General features: G+C 73.7%; 6 protein-coding genes and 4 pseudogenes. All 10 read right to left on the bottom strand.

Features of this window, described 5'->3' with window-relative positions; translation table 11 throughout:
* Positions 1-23 precede the first annotated feature (23 nt).
* Positions 24-140 (bottom strand): annotated as a pseudogene (locus IF55_RS41535) (AMP-binding protein); the annotation flags it as partial.
* Positions 141-288: 148 nt separating this feature from the next.
* Positions 289-2,304, bottom strand: a pseudogene (locus IF55_RS32510) (condensation domain-containing protein); the annotation flags it as partial.
* A 2-nt stretch (positions 2,305-2,306) separates the two neighbouring features.
* A pseudogene (locus IF55_RS41005) lies at positions 2,307-4,385 on the bottom strand (non-ribosomal peptide synthetase); the annotation flags it as partial.
* A gap of 283 nt (positions 4,386-4,668) precedes the next feature.
* Positions 4,669-7,710: pseudogene (locus IF55_RS32505) on the bottom strand (amino acid adenylation domain-containing protein); the annotation flags it as partial.
* A 144-nt stretch (positions 7,711-7,854) separates the two neighbouring features.
* Complete coding sequence (locus IF55_RS32500) at positions 7,855-8,136, bottom strand: acyl carrier protein (protein WP_048832942.1); 282 nt, start codon at positions 8,134-8,136, stop codon at positions 7,855-7,857.
* A gap of 82 nt (positions 8,137-8,218) precedes the next feature.
* Positions 8,219-9,979 (bottom strand): acyl-CoA dehydrogenase family protein, encoded by a 1,761-nt coding sequence (locus IF55_RS32495; protein WP_030890523.1) that lies wholly within the window; start codon positions 9,977-9,979, stop codon positions 8,219-8,221.
* Positions 9,976-11,715, bottom strand: coding sequence for an acyl-CoA dehydrogenase family protein (locus tag IF55_RS32490; protein ID WP_030890521.1), 1,740 nt, complete (start codon positions 11,713-11,715; stop codon positions 9,976-9,978). Before IF55_RS32490 ends, IF55_RS32495 begins: the two co-directional genes overlap by 4 nt.
* 72 nt (positions 11,716-11,787) lie before the next feature.
* Complete coding sequence (locus tag IF55_RS32485; RefSeq protein WP_078645627.1) at positions 11,788-13,554, bottom strand: fatty acyl-AMP ligase; 1,767 nt, start codon at positions 13,552-13,554, stop codon at positions 11,788-11,790.
* Positions 13,538-13,690, bottom strand: a complete 153-nt coding sequence (locus tag IF55_RS39890; protein ID WP_157854555.1) for a hypothetical protein — start codon at positions 13,688-13,690, stop codon at positions 13,538-13,540. The genes IF55_RS32485 and IF55_RS39890 overlap by 17 nt, the downstream gene beginning before the upstream one ends.
* A gap of 329 nt (positions 13,691-14,019) precedes the next feature.
* A complete protein-coding gene (locus IF55_RS32480) occupies positions 14,020-15,645 on the bottom strand; it encodes a histidine kinase (RefSeq protein ID WP_245661586.1) in 1,626 nt (541 codons plus the stop codon).
* Positions 15,646-15,746 lie beyond the last annotated feature (101 nt).

The following is a 15,746-nucleotide window of genomic DNA, read 5'->3' as shown; positions in this document are numbered from 1 at the left end:
GCGTCGAAGGCGTACGGCGAGTGCATCAGCACCCGCTCATGGTTGCCGCGCCGCCAGTACCGGTCCGCCGCCAGATGCACCACGTTGCGGTGCGTATTGGCCACGCCCTTCGGGACGCCCGTGGAGCCGGAGGTGAACATCACGTAGACGAGCTGCTGGGCGTGGGTCGGCACGTCCGGGTCGGTGTCGGGCTCCCCCGCGAAGTCCTCGTCGGCGCGGACGATGGGGGCGTCCACGGCGAATCCCGAGGCCGATCAGCCGGTGCGCGAGACGGTTGGCCCGCGCGTTCAGCTCCGCGTATGTCAGGGACCGCGCGCCCGAGACCACGGCCACCGCGTCCGGCGTCGCCGCCGACCGCTCCTCGAAGAGGACGTGGACCGGGGTGCCGGCCGGGTACTCCACGTCCGTGTCGTTCCACTCGGTCACCACGCGGCGCCGCTCGGCGTCTTCGAGGACGTCGATACGGCCCACCGGCCGCTCCGGGTCCGCGATGACCGCCTCCAGGACGCGGGTGAAGTGTCCGGCGATGGCCTCGACCCGGTGCCGGTCGAGCAGGTCGGGCTGAAAGTCCCAGACGAAGCGGAGCTGATCGCCGGGCAGCGCCTTGAGGCCGAGGGGGTAGTGCACGGCGTCGCGCGCGGCGGCCCGGTGCAGCCGGAGCCCGGACGCCTCGACCAGACCGGTGAACTCTCCGTCGTCGAGCGGGTAGTTCTCGAAGACGAGGGCGGTGTCGAAGAGTTCGCCGATGCCGATCTGCCGCTGGATGTCGGCGAGTCCGACGTGCTGATGGTCGAGCATCGCCGTCTGCTCGTCCTGAATGCGGGCCAACAGGCGGGACACAGGCTCGGCGGGGCGCAGCCGGGCGCGCAGGGGAAGGGTGTTGATGAACAGGCCCACCATGGACTCGACGCCCGCCAGCTCCGGCGGCCGGCCGGAGACGGTGACGCCGAACACCACGTCCTCACGCCCCGTCAGGCTCCCGAGCGCCAAGGCCCACGCGCCCTGCACCACGGTGTTCAGCGTCAGCCCGTACGCCCGGGCCCGCTCCGCCAGCGCGGCCGTACGCTCCGGCGACAGCGCGGTCTCGACCTTCAGCGGGTCGGACACGGCGTGCTCCGCGTCGGCGGGGGCGACGCGCGTGGGCTCCTCGAAGCCGGCGAGCGCTTTCTGCCACGCGGCCTCGGCGGTCGAACGGTCCTGGGCGGCCAGCCACTTGAGGTGATCGGTGTACGGGCGTACGGGCGGCAGTTCGCCGTGGCCCGCGTAGAGCGCGAACAGTTCGCGCAGGACGATCGGCGACGACCAGCCGTCCAGCAGGAGGTGATGGGCGGTCAGCACCAGCCGGTGGCGGCCGTCGCCGAGGGTGAGGAGGGTGAAGCGGAGCAGCGGCGGCCGGGACAGGTCGAAGCGGCGCCGCCGCTCCTCGGCCAGGAACCGCTCGGTCTCGGCCTCCCGCTCCGGCTCCCCCAGGCCCGACAGGTCCAGCTCGCGCCAGGGCACGTCGGCGTCGGCGGGGATCACCTGGACAGGGCGGCTCAGCCCCTCGTGCCGGAATCCGGCGCGCAGGTTGGCGTGGCGCGCGAGCAGCGCCTGGCCGGCGGCCCGGAAGAAGAGCAGGCCGGACTGGAGCGGCGACAGCGGCAGCACGTCCACCGGGCCGGGCTCGGCGGCCACCAGCGCCGCCAGCTCGTCGGCGGGCAGCGGGGCCAGCTCCACGCCGGCCGTCTCGCCCGGGGCGGACGACGGCGCCGTACGGGAGTGCGCGTCGAGGGCGGCGACGGTGCGGTGCGCGAAGACGTCGCGGACGGAGAACTCCAGCCCCGCGAGGCGGGCCCGGCTCACGAGCTGGATGGACAGGATACTGTCGCCGCCGAGGTCGAAGAAGCTCTCGTCGGCGCCGACCGCCGGCACGCCCAGCACCTCGGCGAAGAGCGCTGCCAGCAGTTCCTCGCGCGGTGTGCTCGGCTCGCGCCCGGCGCTCTCGGTGGCGGTGTAGTCGGGGGCGGGCAGCGCCTTGCGGTCGAGCTTGCCGTTCGGGGTGAGCGGCAGCGCGTCGAGGGCGACGACGGCGGACGGCACCATGTAGTCCGGCAGGGCCTCGGCGACGTGGCGGCGCAGAGCGCCCGCGTCAGCTTCCGTCCCCTCGGCCGGCACCACATACGCCACGAGCCGCTTGTCGCCGGGCCGGTCCTCCCGTACGACCACGGCGGTCCGCGCCACCGCCGGGTGGCCGCCGAGATGCGGAAGCCCCGGACCTTCACCCCGATCGGCGGCGCACCCGCCGCACCCGAACGGGAGAACCACGCCGCCGCGTACACCGTGGCCTCCGTCGGCCCGTAGATGTTCGCCAGCCGCTCCGCGCCCAGGGCCCGCACGATGTCGTTCGCCGCCTGCGCGGACAGCGCCTCACCCGCCAGTACGACGCTGCGCGCGCCCGCGCGCAGTGCGCCGCCCGCCACGATGTGGGCGAGGGCGGAGGGCACGCCGCTCACGATTCCGGCGCGGGCGCCCGAGCAGGAACCGTCGGCGAGGGCGAGGAGGTCTCGTACGACCTCGATGGAGCCGCCCGAGAGCAGCGGCCCGAACATCTCGAAGACGGAAACGTCGAAGTTGAGGGAGGTGGACGCGACGACCCGGGCCAGTTCCTCGGCGCCGAACTCGGCCGCCGCCCACGCCGCGAGGTCCGCGACGTTCTCGTGCGGCACCACGACGCCCTTCGGGAGGCCGGTGGAGCCGGAGGTGTAGATCGCGTAGGCGGGATGGAGCGGAAGCAGCGCGGCGGCGCGGTCGGCGTCCGTGGGGTCGGCGGCCGGGCGGTCCGCGAGGGCCCTGACGGTCTGCGGATCGTCGATGACCAGGAGTGCCGGGCCGCCATCGCCCTCCGGCAGCCGCGACAGTACGTCCCGGGCCGTGATCAGCAGGGCGGGCGCGGCGTCGGTGAGCAGGTGGGCGATTCGGTCGGCGGGGTAGCCGGGGTCGACGGGCACGTAGGCCGCGCCGGACTTCAGGACGGCGAGCACCGCGACCATGGTGTGTTCCGAGCGGGGCAGGGAGATCCCCACGAATTCTTCGGGCCCCGCGCCCAGCGCGATGAGATGGTGCGCGAGCCGGTTGGCCCGGGCGTTCAACTCCGCGTAGGTGAGGGAGACTTCGCCGGATATGACGGCTACGGCGTTCGGGGTACGGGCCGCCTGCGCCTCGAAGAGTACGGGCAGCGTCGCCCGCGGCACTTCGGCCGCGGTGTCGTTCCACTCCTCCAGCACCCGGCGCCGTTCGTCCGCGCCGAGCACGTCCACCCGGCCGACCGGCAGTTCCGGGGCGGCCGTCACGGTCTCCAGCAGCCGCGTGAACCGCTCGCCGACGCGCTCCACGGACGCCCGGTCGAACAGGGCGGGCTGGTAGTGCAGCCGGAAGCCGAGGGTGTCGCCGGGGTGGGCGACGAGGCCGAGGGGGTAGTGCACGGCATCGCGGGCCGTGGCGCCGTGCAGCCGCAGTCCGGCCCCGGCGGCCGAGGTGCCGAGCCCGTCCGCGTCGAGCGGGAAGTTCTCGAAGACGAGGAGGGTGTCGAAGAGTTCGCCGAAGCCGGTGCTGCGCGCGATGTCCGGCACGCTCAGGTGCTGGTGGTCCAGGAGCCGGGCCTGTTCGTCCTGGAGGCGGGCGAGGAACCGCGTCAGGGGCTCGGCGGGGCGCGGGCGGGCGCGCAGGGGGACGGTGTTGATGAACAGGCCCACCATGGACTCGACGCCCGTCAGCTCCGGCGGCCGGCCGGAGACGGTGACGCCGAACACCACGTCCTCACGCCCCGTCAGGCTCCCGAGCACCAGCGCCCACGCGCCCTGCACCACGGTGTTCAGCGTCAGCCCGTACGCACGGGCCCGCTCCGCCAGCGCGGCCGTACGCTCCGGCGACAGCGCGAACTCCACGCGTTCCGGCTCCGTCGGCGCGTACTCCCCGGCGGACGCGACACGCGTGGGCTCGACGCGCGTGGGCACGACGCGGGTCGGCTCGACACGTGTCGGCTCCTCGAAGTCGGCGAACGCCTCCCGCCAGGCGGCCTCCGCCGCCGAACGGTCCTGGGCGGCGAGCCACTTGAGGTGGTCGCTGTACGGGCGTACGGCGGGCAGGTCGCCGCGGGGGTTCCCGTAGAGCGTGAAGAGTTCGCGGGCGAGCACGGGGAGCGACCAGCCGTCGAGCAGCAGGTGGTGGTGGGTGAAGACCAGGCGGTGGCGGTCGTCGCCGAGGGTGAGCAGGGTGAAGCGCAGCAGCGGCGGCCGGGCGGGGTCGAAGCGTTCCTCCCGGTCGCGGACGAGGAAGAGTTCCGCCTCCGCCGCGCGCTCCGCCTCCCCCAGGCCCGACAGGTCCAGCTCGCGCCAGGGCACGTCGGCGTCGGCGGGGATGACCTGGACGGGGCGGCTCAGTCCTTCGTGCCGGAAACCGGCGCGCAGGTTGGCGGAAGAGCAGGCCGGACTGGAGCGGCGACAGCGGCAGCACGTCCACCGGGCCGGGCTCGGCGGCCACCAGCGCCGCCAGCTCGTCGGCGGGCAGCGGGGCAAGATCCACGCCGGCCGTCTCGTCCGAAGCCGCGGCCGGGGCCGTGACCGTACGGCAGTGTTCGCCGAGGGCGGCGGCGGTGCGGTGCGCGAAGACGTCGCGGACGGAGAACTCCAGCCCCGCGAGGCGGGCCCGGCCGACGAGGCGCAGGGCGAGGATGCTGTCGCCGCCGAGGTCGAAGAAGCTGTCGTCGATGGTGACGCGGTGCACGCCGAGGACGTCCGCGTACAGGTCGGTGAGCAGGCTCTCGCGGGCGTCGCGCGGGGCCCGCCCGGTCGATCCGGCGCTGTAGTCGGGGGCGGGCAAGGCGGCGCGGTCGAGCTTCCCGTTGGGCGTGAGGGGCAGTGCGTCCAGGGTGACGACGGCGGCCGGGACCATGTAGTCGGGCAGGGCGGCGAAGGCGTGTGCGCGGAGTTCGCCGGGGTCGGGGCGGTGGCCGGGCGCGGGCACGACGTAGGCGACGAGGCGCTTGTCGCCGGGGCGGTCCTCGCGCACGAGGGCCGCCGTGCGGGCCACCGCCGGGTGGGCGCCGAGGACGGCCTCGACCTCGCCGGGTTCGATGCGGAAGCCGCGGATCTTGACCTGGAAGTCGGTGCGGCCCACGTACTCCAGCTCACCGTCCGGAGTCCACCGCGCCAGGTCGCCGGTGCGGTACATGCGGGCGCCGGCCGGGCCGTACGGGTCGGCGACGAACCGCTCGGCCGTGCGGCCGGGGCGGCCGAGGTAGCCGCGGGCGAGGCCGCTGCCGGCGATGTAGAGTTCGCCGGCCGTGCCCGGCGGCACGGGGTGCAGGGCGCTGTCCAGGACGAGGACGCGGGTGTCGCTGATGGGCCGGCCGATGGGGGCCGCCCCGCCGTCGGAGACGGCGAAGAGGCTGTCGCCGGTGATCTCCGAGGCGCCGTAGAGGTTCACGAGCCGGGCGTGCGGCAGGGTTTCGGCGAACTGCCGGGCGGTGGCGGCGGGCAGCGCCTCGCCGCTGCTGATCCACAAGGCGCACGCGTCGAGCCGCCGCGCGCCGCCGCTCTCCAGGAGTCCGGCGAGCAGGCTCGGTACGACGGTGATGCGCCCGATGCCGTGCCGTGCGCCCACCTCGGCCATCTCGGCGGCGTTCCGGGCTTCCTGAGGCCCCGTCATGACGACGGGCGCGCCGTGGACGAGGGCGCCGAGCAGTTCCGTGGTGCCGTCGATGAAGCTGATGGAGGTCTTGGCGAGTACGGGCTCGTCGGCGCGGTAGGGGAACGTCTCGCCGAACCACGCCAGGCGGTTGACGACGCCTTCGTGGAGTCCGACGACCCCCTTGGGGCGTCCGGTGGAGCCGGAGGTGTAGATGACGTACGCGGGGTGGCGCGGGGTGAGGGGCCCGGTCCGTTCGGCCGGGGCGAGGTCCCCGGCGTCGTACGCGGCCAGGGCCCGCAGCACGTCGTCCGCGTCGAGGACGGTACGGGCCGTGCCGTCGGTCTCGGGCACGGCTGCCGCGGCGGCGCGCGAGGTGAGGACGCGCGCGGGGCGGGCGTCGGTGAGCATGTGGGCGATCCGGTCGGCGGGGTGCGTCACGTCGACGGGCAGGTAGGCGGCGCCGGATTTGAGGACCGCGAGGAGCGCGGTGGCCAGCTCCGCCGAGCGGGGCAGCGCGACGGCGACCACGGATTCCGGGCCGATGCCGTGGGCGGCGAGGTGGCGGACGAGGCGGTTGGCGCGGGCGTTGAGGTCGCGGTAGGAGAGCGTCTGGTCGCCGAAGACCAGCGCGGTGGCGTCGGGCGCGCGGCGCACCTGGTCCTCGAAGAGCTGGGGGACGGTGGCGGGCGGGGTGCTGCGGGGCGCTCCCATGCCGGCCTCCAGCACCCGGCGGCGCTCCTCGCCGGTGAGCGTCGGGAGCTGACCGACACTCTGGCGGGGGTTGTCCGCGAGGCTGTCGAGGAGGGCGAGGAAACGGTCCTGGTGCGCGGCCATCTGCTCGGCGGTGTAGAGCGCCGGGTTGGCCTGGAACTCGATGTGGAGGCCGTCGCCGCCCTCCGCGTCCCCGGAGACGACGACGGAGAGGTCCTTGACGGCGCCCGTCGAGAGGTAGCGGGTGTGGGTCGGGAGGTCGCCGAAGCGGTGCGGCGCGGAGAAGGTGATGGCGTTGACCGAGGGGCCGGTGAAGCCGCCGGCCAGACCGAGTTCCCGCTGAAGGTCCTCGACGCGGTAACGCTGGTGCTTGCCGGCCAGCGCCACCTGCCGGGCGGTCCGGCCGATGAGTTCGGTGAAGGGCGTCGAGGGCCGTACGGACAGCCGCAGCGGCAGTTCGTTGGCCAGCATGGCGGGGGTGGCCAGGGCCGCCTTCGTCATCCGGGCCGTGGTCGGCAGGCCGAGTACGACGTCCTGGGCGGCCGTCACGCGGTGGGTGTAGGCGGCGGTGGCGGCGATGACGAGCAGCGGCCAGCGGCCCGACAGCTCGGGTACCGCGTCCAGCAGGGCGGCGAGGCGGGGCGCGGGCAGGGTGACGGTGCGCCGCAGGGCGGTCGGCGAGGCGGGCGCGGTACGGCCGGCGAGGTTCGCGGGCTCGGGGCGGTCGGCGAAGGCGGCGAGCCAGTAGTCCCGGTCCCGGGTGTGGCGCGCCGAGTCGCGGTAGGCCGCTTCCTCGTCGAGCAGGTCGGCGAGGGTGTGGAAGGGGGCCGGCGCGGGTTCGCGGCCCGCGGCCGACTCGGTGTAGAGCTCGCAGAGCCGGTCGAGGTAGCGGGTCTGGCCGTAGCCGTCGAGGGCGATGTGGTGGAAGCGGACGTAGAGGCGGTGGTGGTCCGGGGCGAGGGCGAACAGGACGTGGGCGTACAGCGGTTCGTCGGAGCGCAGGTCCACGCCGGCGGCCATGTCGTCGTCGATCCACGCGGCCGCGGCGGCGGCCGGGTCGGCCGCGCCGCTCACGGCGATGGTGCGCAGCGGCTCGTCGGGGGCGGGGGCGATGGTCTGCCGGAGGTCGTCGCCGTCCGCGGTGAACCGGGCGCGCAGCGCCTCCGTCTCGGTGAGCGCGCGGCGCACGGCCCGCCGCAGCGCCGGGTGGTCGAGGCGGCCGCGGATGTCGAAGGTGACGCCGCAGTTGTAGAGCGGGCTGCCGGGGGCGAGTTCCTGAGCCACCCAGACGCCGTGCTGAGCGGCCGAGACGGCACGTCGGGCGATCCGCACTTCAGTCACTTCTCACTACCCACGCTCTCTTGGGACTGCGGTTGTCTTCGTGTTCGCCGGGGCCGGCGCGCCCGGCTCCGGGCCGGGGCGTCGAGCCGCCGATCCGGCCGTACGGGCCTCGGTCACAGGCCGTGCGGGCCTCGGTCAGGCCGTCTGCTCGGGCTCGGTGAGGAAGCCGACGAGGTCGTCGATGGTCGGGTGGTTCCACATGACGGTGGGGTCGAGGTCGATGCCGAGGTGGTCCTCGATCTCGCTGGCGACCGTCAGCGCGTAGATGGAGTCGAGGCCGTAGTCGGTGAGCGGCACGTCGGGCTTGATCTGCTCGGGGGTCAGTTGCACGTGCAGGGCGACGCACTGGGTCAGCCACGCGCGCAGGTCCTCGGTGGACCTGCCGTCGGCCTGGTTCTCTACCGCGGAAGTGGACATGACGGCTCCTTCGCCTGGTGCGGGTGGTCGTGATGTGCGGTTCGGGGCGCGGCGGCCGCGGGCGGTCGCGCGGCGGTCGGCGTCAGCCGGCGGGCAGGCCGTTCTTGTTGATGCCGAAGCCCTGTCCGGCTTCGTGGCGCTCGGTCAGTTCGGCGAACAGGTGGCGTTCGATGTGCTCGGGGAGCGGGGCCCGGACGGCGCCCGCCGGGGCGGACAGCCGGTGCAGTACGGCGATGAGCCAGGTGGGGTCGCGCCAGAAGGGGTCGGGGTGGTGCTGGTTGTGCCGCCAGGTCTCGTAGCAGGCGGCGGCGACGAGGATGGTGGTGTAGCGGGCGGTCAGGTCGTAGGAGTGGGAGCTCGCGTCGACGGCGAGTTCGGTTACGGGCAGCCGGGAGCATTCCTCGGCGAGTGCGGCGAGGTCGGTGACGAATCCTTCGGCGAGCCGCCGGACCTCGCGGTGCGCGGGGTCGTCGGCGGAGAGCGCCTGGAGCCCGGCGGCGAGGGAGGAGCTGAGCCGTTCGCGGCCGCCGGCGCTGACGGCGAGCCGGTCGAAGGGCATGGGCGGCAGGTCGGCGTCGAGCCGGAAGAGGTCGTCGGGGGCGGGGACGCCGGGCTGCCAGGAGCGGCGGGCGAGCAGCGGGAGCTGCTGGAGCAGGGACATCTGGCAGACGGAGCGGGCGATGTGGCCGAAGCCGGCGGGCTGGATGTCGCGCAGCATCTTCTGGAAGATCGCGTTGGTGCTGTGCGGGTCGCGGATGTAGAAGTGCGCGCCGAGGACGCCGGAGAGCCGGTTCATCGCGTCGATGAGGGTTTTGGAGACGAAGTACTTGACGGCCTGCGCGTAGATGCCGGTCTCGGCGGGGACGAGGTGCAGCGCCCGGGTGGAGACGGTGGCGAAGACCTCGGACATGAGCAGGTCGAGGAAGACGCCGGCCAGGGTGGAGCGCACCTGGGGGAGTTCGGCGGCGGTACGGCCGTAGAGCCGGCGGTCGTGCACGTGCCGCAGGGTGGTGCGGAGGCCGGTGTCGAGGGCGCCGGTGAACATGCCGACGAGGGTGGTGCGGGTGATCTGGAAGGACTTGAGCATGGTTTCGAGCCCTTGGCCGAGGTTGCCGAGGACGCGGTGTTCGGGGAGGGGGCAGTCGCGGAACTCGACGCCGCCGAGCTGGACGCCGCGCATTCCGGCGCTGGCGAACCGCGGCAGGTAGCTCATCTTCCCGTCGGCGACGCGGTCCTTCTCGACGAGGACCTGGGAGTGGCTGCGGCTGCCCTGGCGGGCGTCGGTGCGGGCGAACATCACCATGGCGTCGGAGCGCTGGATGTTGGTGACCACTTCCTTGCGGCCGTTGAGCAGGAGGCGGCCGGCGCCGGAGGGCAGGGCCTGGAAGTCGGTGCGTGCCATGTCGTTGCCGTGGGCGAGTTCGTGGTAGGCGGCGGCGATCTTGCCGCCGCGCAGCAGGATGGCGGCGACCTGGCGCTGCTGGTCCGGGTCGGCGGCGGTCCAGACGTTGACGGAGGAGATGAAGGAGCTGAAGCCGTAGCCGAGGCCGAGGCAGGGGTCGCGGCGGTAGACGGTCCGCATGATCTCGACGAGGTGGTCGACGCGGGTGAGCCGGCCGCCGTGTGCGACGGGCACGAACTCGGCGTTCAGGCCGTAGGCGTCGAGTGCGCTCTCGCCGTCGGCGAACATCTCGGCGCGTTCGTCGGCTTCGAGTACGGCCGTGAAGCCGAGGGGGTTGCCGCTGTCCCAGGGGTCGCCGAGCCGCTGGTCGAGTGCGGCGAGCCGGGCCTGTGCGGTGGCGGGGCCGGGGGCGGCGTCCGACGGGGGCTGCGTACCGGTCATGACGTGCTCCAGGCCAGGTCGTCGGTGGTGAGGAGGGAGAACGTGCCGGTGGGCGCCGCCAGGAGGAGGTCCGCGACCCGGTCGTAGGCCGCGGCGTGGGACTCGTCCACGGGGTGGCCGAGGCGGGTGAGGACGGCGGCGAGGGCGGCGGCGAGCCACAGGCCGTTGCGCCAGAGCTGGGGGCCCGCGGCGGGGTCGGCGGTGGGGGCGTTGTGCAGCCACAGCCGCAGGGCGGCGGCGCCGGCGTAGAGGAGTTCGTAGCGTTCGGCGAGGTGGAAGGCGGTCGGCGGGACGTCGCGGGGGGTGCGCCGGAGGGCGGCCATGTCCTCGTGCAGCCGGTCGGCGACGGCGGTCAGCTCGTCGGCCAGGCGGGCGGTCTGGAGCGGCAGGAGGCCGCGGTCGGCGAGGGCGGCGATCCGCTGTGCGGCGTCGGGCAGGCTCTGGACGAGGCTGCATCCGTCGCCGGAGAGGAGCCGCTGGCGGGCGGGGTCGAAGGGCGTGAGGTCCCGGTCGAGTCCGGCGGCTTCGGCGAGTCCGGTCTCGTTCCAGCGGCCGTCGCGGTAGGCGCGGGCCAGCCGGGCGAACTGGTCGATGAGGGCGTTGCGGTTGACGGCGGTGCTGCCGTCGAAGATGGCGACGATGCGGTGGTCGCGCTCCAGCTTGGCGTACTGGCCCTCGGCGTAGGTGCGGCTGAGGAAGCCGCGGGTGCCCATGAGTTCGGTGAGCCGGTCGATGGCGTCCTGGGCGAGGGTGGGCACGGCGGCCTTGGTGACGGCGGAGGCGACGCTCAGCTCGCCGGTGAGGGCGTGCGGGGTGCGGGCGGAGACGAGGGCGGTGGCCTCGGCGAGGAAGACCGTCGCGGAGATCTCGCCGAGGATGCGGCGGACGCGCGGCAGGTCGGTCAGGCGGCGCCCGTAGAGGTTGCGGCCCTCGGCGAAGCCGGTGGCCAGGCTCAGGGCGTGGTCGGCGGCGCCGAGGGAGAGCCCGACGGCCACGGTCCGGGTGAGCTGGAGCGCCTTGAGCACCGTCTCGATGCCGTCGCCTACGTCGCCGACGAGGGCGGTCTCGGGGACGGGGGCGTGGTGGAAGGCGATGCCGCTGATGTCGGCGCCGCGGATGCCGTGGGTGAGGATCTTCGGCCGGTGGCGGTAGCTGCCGTCGGGGAGGGTGCGCTTGTCGACGAGGAAGAGGCTGAAGCCGCGGGGGCCGCCGGCCGGGTCGGTGCGGGCGAGCACGGTGATCAGGTCGCCGCGGGTGGCGTTGTTGATCAGCCATTTCTCGCCGTCGAGCAGCCAGCCGGCGCCGGTGGGTGTGGCGGAGAGCTCGCCGGCGAGGAGGTCGCTGCCGTGGTGGCGTTCGGTGAGGCCCCAGGCGGCGACGGCGCCGCGTTGGATCTCCGCGCCGAGGGCGGTGGCCTGGGCGGTGGTGCCGGCGACCCAGGCGCAGGCGCCGCCGAGGAAGGTCTTGGCGTGGGCGACGGCGACGGTGAGGTCGCGGCGGGCGACGGCGCGCAGGAGCAGCAGCAGTTCGCCGTGGTCGTCGAGGAGGCCGCCGTAGCGGGTGGGCACGTAGTGGCGGGCCAGCCCGAGGTCGTCGAGGGCCCGGATCGCGGCGGTGGGGAACGCCTCCCGCTCGTCGAGTTCGGCGAGGCCGCCGGGGCGGAAGGGGCCGTCGTGCCGGCCGGCGTCGTCCAGGGCTTTTTCGAGGGCCGCGACGGCCGGGTGCTGCGTGCTCATGTCCAACTCCCCCATTACGTGCCTTCTGTCCGTGGCGGTGGCGGCTCGGTCGCAGGGGCCGCCCGCCCGCCGTCATGCGTCGAGCAGGGTGCGCAGCTTCGGGTCGGCGTCCAGGTGGACGGTGTTGAGGCCGCCGGCGAGCAGCAGGTCGCGCATCGCGGTCCGCTGGATCTTGCCGCTGGTGGTGCGGCGGATGCCGCCGCGCCGCACCAGGACGACGCCGGACGCGCTCGCCCCGAACTCGCGTGAGACGGTGCGTTTGATGTCGCTGGCGAGCCGGGCCATGTCGGCCTCGGCGTGGCGGCCGCGGAGTTCGTGGGCGATGACCAGCAGGTTCTCCGTGGCGCCGGTGTCCTGCCGGTAGGGCACGGAGAAGGCGGCGCCGAAGAGTCCGACGAGTTCGGCGTGCTGGGCGCGCAGTTCGTACTCGATGTCCTGCGGGTAGAGGTTGCGGCCGCGGATGATGAGGACTTCCTTGAGGCGTCCGGTGGTCAGGATCTCGTCGTGGTGGAGGGTGCCGAGGTCGCCGGTGCGCAGGAACCCTTCCTGGCCGTCGGCGGTGCGGGCGCGGAAGACCTCGCGGGTGGCCGCGTCGTTGCCCCAGTAGCCGTGGGCGACGCTGGGGCCGCGCAGCCAGATCTCGCCGACGCGCCCTTCGGGCAGCGGTTCCAGGGTGCGGGGGTCGACGACGCGCACGTCGTACTCGTCGGCGCGGCCGTTGCTGACCACGTCGCGGCCGGGGCGCGAGCCCTCCACGACGCGGAACTCGTCGTTGGCGAGGGCCTCGGCGTCGGCGCGGCGGACGACGGGCTCGCGCGGTCCGGTGCCGGAGACGAAGACGGTGGACTCGGCGAGTCCGTAGCAGGGGGCGAAGGCGTCGCCGCGGAATCCGGCGGGGGCGAAGCGCTTGGCGAAGGCGGTGAGGGTGGCGGCCTGTACGGGCTCGGAGCCGTTGGGCGCGTACGTCCAGCGGGAGAGGTCGAGGCCGGCGAGCTGTTCGTCGGTGATCATCCGGGCGCACAGTTCGTAGGCGAAGTTGGGCGCGGGCGACCAGTCGAGGTCGTAGACGTCGATCATCTTCAGCCACCAGTGCGGCCGCTTGAGGAAGGTGGTGGGGCTCATCAGCACGCAGGCGCCGCCGAGCAGGAGCGGCGGGACGATCAGCGCCATGAGGCCCATGTCGTGGTAGTGCGGTATCCAGGACCCGAACCGGCCGCGGTCGGTGATGCCGAACGGCTTGGTGAGGCACATGGCGTTGTGCAGCAGGTTGCCGTGGCTGACCATGACGCCCTTGGGGTCGCCGGTGGAGCCGGAGGTGTACTGGAGCAGGGCGAGGGTGTCGCGGTCCTGCGCGGGCCGGATCCAGGCGTCCGGGTCGGCGAGGGCTGTGGTGTCGGTGGCGGCGAGCGCGGTGGCGGTGCGGCCCTCGGCCTCGGCCCATTCCCGTACGGAGGGGAGGGTGGCGGTGTCGGTGAGGATCGCGGACGCGCCGGCGTCGTCGGCGATCGCGGTGACCCGGCGCCGCTGGTAGACGTACTGACCGGGCAGCGAGCTGGGGACGGCGACCATCCCGGCGTAGAGGCAGCCGAGGAAGGCGGCGGTGAAGTGCAGCCCTTCCGGGTAGAGCAGCAGGACGCGGTCGCCGGTCGCGCAGTGGGCCTGGAGCCAGGCGGCGGCCTTGCGGGCCTCGGCGTCCAGTTCGGCGTACGTCCAGGTGTCGTCCTCGGGCGCGCCGTCGAGGCTCTTCACGAAGGTGAGGGCCGCCCGCCGCCCGTGGGCCGCCACGTTTTCCCGTACGAGCCCGGTCACACTCGAAGCCTGTTCAAGCGCTGTACTCATAACGCCCCCTCAGAAAATGCACGGCGCCCGAAAGGCCGCTGCCGGAATTGGGGTCGCGGGAAAAGCGCGACCCGACGCGATCGTGAATCAAGGCAAAGAGCAGAATGAAGATTTCAGTTGCGGCCGCGAAATGCACAGCGGCCCGCAATCCTCCCCGTAGCGCGCGGCACGCGCGGTCCCCCGTCCCGTCAAGCCTCGGCCGCCGCGTTCGCCGTGCGAACCGTGCGGCCGCTTCCCCGTTGTGCCGGCTGTCGACGCCTCGACGGCCGAGCGTGGAATCGACACTAGACAAGTGATCGATTTGGAGTCAATGGCCGCTATAAACGGAAGAGATAAATCCGTGCGAACGGCAGCAGACCCACAACCGAGCGATTCATCATTCGCCGAGGTCATTCACGGTATGCCGAACCCGCCCCGGTTGGCCATTCGCACACCGGCCGGCGCCCTCCGCGCTTGAACGGGCCCTCAGTCGCCCGGAAGCGGAACCACGTCCTTGGCCGCGAGGCGGCCGTGCGCGAAGCACACCCGGTAGGCGTGCGTCGGGTCCGGCTCCCGCGACATCCGGTAGTAGCGGCACGTGGAGTCGTGCGGCATCGGCTTCACGTCCCGGCGCGGCGGCACATCCGTCTGCAGCGACGGCAGCAGGTCCTCCGCGTCCGAGCGCCGCTGCCCGACGCGCAGCCGCTCGTAGTCCCCCGAGTCCAGGACGGACTGCTCCGTCTGGATATAGGAGAAGCCCCCCATCAGCGCGGCCAGCACCGCGGCCACCGCCAGCGGCACGAGGATCACCTGCTTCAGGCCGCGGCGGGCCCGGCGCTGCGCGTGCCGGCGCTGGAAAGCGGACTCCGACGCGTCCTCGCGCGCGCTCTCCTGCCCCGCCGGCCGCGCCGCGCCCGCCGCGTGCGGCAGCCGCGCCGTCACCTCGAAGCCGCCCTCGTACGGCCCGGTGCGCAGCGTCCCGCCCGCGAGCCGCACCCGCTCACGCAACCCCACCAGTCCGTTCTTCCCCGAGGGGAGCCCCGTGTGCCGCGCCGAGGGGGCGTCGGGGCGCGCCGGGGGCGGCCCGTTGACGACCCGTACCTCCGTGGCGTCCGCCAGATGCGCGATCCGCACCGAGACGGCCGCGCCCGGCGCGTGCTTGGCCGCGTTGGTGAGCGACTCCTGGACCACCCGGTACAGGGCGCGGTCCACCATGAACGCGAGCCGCACCGGCTCGCCCTCTTCGGCGAGGTCGACGGCCAGACCGGAGGCGACGGCCCGCTCCACCAGATCCGTGACGGACTCCCGCGCCGGGGCCTTGGGGGCCGTCTCCGCGTCCTCGCGCAGCACCCCGATCACGTCGTGCAGGCTCTCGGTGACGCTCGCCGCCGCGGCGCGCAGCTCCCCCGCGGCCTTGCGGTGGCGCTCGTCGAGGTCGGGGGCCATCTCCAGGGCCCCGGCGCGCAGCGCCAGCAGGCTCAGCTCGTGCCCGAGGGAGTCGTGCATGTCGCCGGCGATCCGTGACCGCTCGCGCAGCCGGGTGCGGTCCGCGATGATCTGCTGCTCGCGCTCCATGCGCTCGGCCAGCTCCCAGCCCGCCCGCGTGAGATCGGCGTACTGGCGCCGGTAGCGGCCGGCCATCCACGGCAGCAGCACGTTCAGGCCGAGGGTGACGGCCATCGTGAACCAGGTCCACAGGTTCTCGCCGCTCGCGGCCACGGCCACCAGCCCGGCCGCCGCGACCACCGCGAAGCCGACGAGCGCGGGCCGCTCCTGACGCGTCCTGCGCCCCACGAGATAGCCCATGACGAGCATGGCCACGCAGAACGAGGAGTTGAACAGGTTCAGTGTCACGCCGAGGCTCAGCGCCACGGTGATGTAGAGGGAGAGCAGCGGCAGCGCGCGGGAGAGCAGCATGGCGAGGGCCAGGGCGGGCATCCCCGCGTACACCGCGAGCGCCGGGGCGGGCAGCCGGATCAGGTCGTAGGCCACGGGCACGCACAGGCACACCCACAGCACGAGGTCCGCGAGGCGCTCGCGGGGGCCCGACTGCGCAAGGGCCGAGGAGACCTCGTGCCGCCGGCGGTTCATCTGTTCAACGAGCTGCCCCATCACCCTGCCCAAACTACAAGCCGGCCGGAGGCGGCGGCACTGACGAAAGACATGATCAAGGCCGCCGCCGGGGTCGCTGCTGGGGCCGCGGCTGGGGCGCC

This window comes from Streptomyces varsoviensis (genome assembly GCF_000718635.1).
GTDB classification, from domain to species: Bacteria; Actinomycetota; Actinomycetes; order Streptomycetales; family Streptomycetaceae; genus Streptomyces; species Streptomyces varsoviensis.
Note: the sequence above shows the minus strand (reverse complement) of the source record. Positions and strands in the feature narration are given on the sequence as shown.

What these genes read in the sequence shown, in the direction of transcription:
- IF55_RS32490 (WP_030890521.1), bottom strand. Translation starts at nt 11,715, where the DNA reads ATGAGCACGCAGCACCCGGCCGTCGCGGCCCTCGAAAAAGCCCTGGAC.
- IF55_RS32495 (WP_030890523.1), bottom strand. Translation starts at nt 9,979, where the DNA reads ATGACCGGTACGCAGCCCCCGTCGGACGCCGCCCCCGGCCCCGCCACC.
- IF55_RS32500 (WP_048832942.1), bottom strand. Translation starts at nt 8,136, where the DNA reads ATGTCCACTTCCGCGGTAGAGAACCAGGCCGACGGCAGGTCCACCGAG.
- IF55_RS32480 (WP_245661586.1), bottom strand. Translation starts at nt 15,645, where the DNA reads ATGGGGCAGCTCGTTGAACAGATGAACCGCCGGCGGCACGAGGTCTCC.
- IF55_RS32485 (WP_078645627.1), bottom strand. Translation starts at nt 13,554, where the DNA reads ATGAGTACAGCGCTTGAACAGGCTTCGAGTGTGACCGGGCTCGTACGG.